This is a genomic window from Dietzia sp. DQ11-44 (genome assembly GCF_014145205.1).
Lineage (GTDB): Bacteria > Actinomycetota > Actinomycetes > Mycobacteriales > Mycobacteriaceae > Dietzia > Dietzia natronolimnaea.
This window is the reverse complement of sequence record NZ_JAALEC010000488.1, coordinates 1-1,663: the sequence shown is the minus strand read 5'-3', so window position 1 is coordinate 1,663 and position 1,663 is coordinate 1. Positions and strand designations below refer to the sequence as shown.

The following is a 1,663-nucleotide window of genomic DNA, read 5'->3' as shown; positions in this document are numbered from 1 at the left end:
CGGCCGGCGCCGCGGCGAGCTCGGCCGGACCGGGCCACCGCTCGAGCCACGCCCGCCAGACCGGTTCCACCCGTGCCACGGGGGTCTGCTGGCTCATGACCTCACAGAGCAGGATCTCCCACGCGCCGACACCCGGGCCGCGCCAGGGGAGGGGGCGGCCCGCACGGTCGAACCAGGACAGCAGGGCGGAGGTGTCGACGGAGGTCACCGTGTCTCCGCGGGAGCGGGGTGTGCACAATATGAGCCATGCCTCATACCGATCCCATCAAGGCCTGGGCCTCGCTCCGCGACGGCAATCATCGATTCGTCGAAGGGCAGATGCGTCATCCCAGCCAGAATACCGAGCGGCGGGAGAAGCTCGTCGCGGCGCAGCACCCCAAGGCCGTCCTGTTCGGCTGCTCGGACTCCCGGGTGGCGGCCGAGATCATCTTCGACCAGGGTCTCGGGGACCTCTTCGTGATCCGCACCGCCGGCCACATCAGCGACTCGGCGGTGCTCGGCTCGATCGAGTACGCGGTCCACGTCCTGGAGACCCCGCTGATCGTGGTGCTCGGTCACGACAGCTGTGGCGCCGTCAAGGCCACGGTCGACGCGCTCAACACCGGTGAGATCCCGCCCGGGTTCCTGCGTGACGTGGTGGAGAAGGTCTCGCCCTCGATCCTCAACGGTCGCCGCGAGGGGCTCAGCACCATCGACGATTTCGAGGCGCGCCACGTCCTCGAGACCGGCGAGCTCCTGCAGCAGCGCTCCAAGATCATCAGTGACCGGATCGACGCGGGGCGGCTCGCGATCGTCGGTGTGACGTACAAGCTCTCGGACGGGCGCGCGTATCTGCGCAGCGCGTTGGGGGAGGTCGAGGACACCCCCCACGGTCCGGGTGAGGAGATGATCGCGGTCTAGGGACACGCCGCGAGGGGGATCCGGTGCGGCGCCCGCTCGGCCCTAGAGTTGGGCCCGTGCACGAACCCCAGGGCTCCCTACCGCGCGAAGTCTATGTGCGTCGCCGCGTCGCCGCCGTCGCCATCGCGGTCGTCGCCGTCCTGGCCGTGGTGCTGGCGCTGTTCCTGGCCTCCAGGGACAGCGGCACGGACACCCAGGAGTCGGCGGGCGGCGGCGAGGTCGACACGGCCGAGGCGGCCACCACCTCGGAGACCACGACCACCGGGACCACCGCCCGGGATGACGGCGGCGCCTCGCGCGGCCGGTGCGCGGACGAGGACCTGAGCCTGGAGGTCTGGTCCGCCGAGCCCAACGTCCCGGTCGGCGAGGACGTCCGGTTCTTCGTCAACATCCTCAACACCTCGGACACCACGTGCGACCGCGACCTCTCCGAGGCGCCGCTGTCCTTCGAGGTCTACCGCCTGGACACCAACGTCAAGGTGTGGTCGAGCATCGACTGCACCACCCCCCGCGAGGACGACGAGGTCGACCTCCGCCCCGGTGAGCCCGAGCCCCGCCAGATCGACTGGACAGGCCGCCGGTCCGCGGAGGGCGCCTGCTCGGAGGCCGATCGGACCCCGGTCGAGGTGGGCGCCTACCAGGTCTACGCGCTGGTCGGGAACGTCTTCAGCCCGGCGGCCACCTTCAACGTGGTCGAGGGCGACTGACCGTCCGGGGTGTCGGGCGCGACTGGCATGTGAGGCAGACGCCGCGGACGCCGTCC

General features: G+C 71.0%; 2 protein-coding genes and 1 pseudogene. 2 read left to right on the top strand and 1 reads right to left on the bottom strand.

The annotated features are described in order from the left end of the window. Positions 1-208: pseudogene (locus G6018_RS12315) on the bottom strand (A/G-specific adenine glycosylase); the annotation flags it as partial. Positions 209-246: 38 nt separating this feature from the next. Here G6018_RS12315 and G6018_RS12310 point away from each other — a divergent pair. Together G6018_RS12310 and G6018_RS12305 are read left to right on the top strand one after the other, a co-directional pair. Next, positions 247-900, top strand: coding sequence for a carbonic anhydrase (locus G6018_RS12310; protein WP_179524500.1), 654 nt, complete (start codon positions 247-249; stop codon positions 898-900). 56 nt (positions 901-956) lie between these two features. Next, positions 957-1,607: a hypothetical protein gene (locus tag G6018_RS12305; RefSeq protein WP_182639751.1), complete on the top strand. Its 651-nt coding sequence runs from the start codon at positions 957-959 to the stop codon at positions 1,605-1,607. The last annotated feature ends 56 nt before the right edge of the window (positions 1,608-1,663 follow it).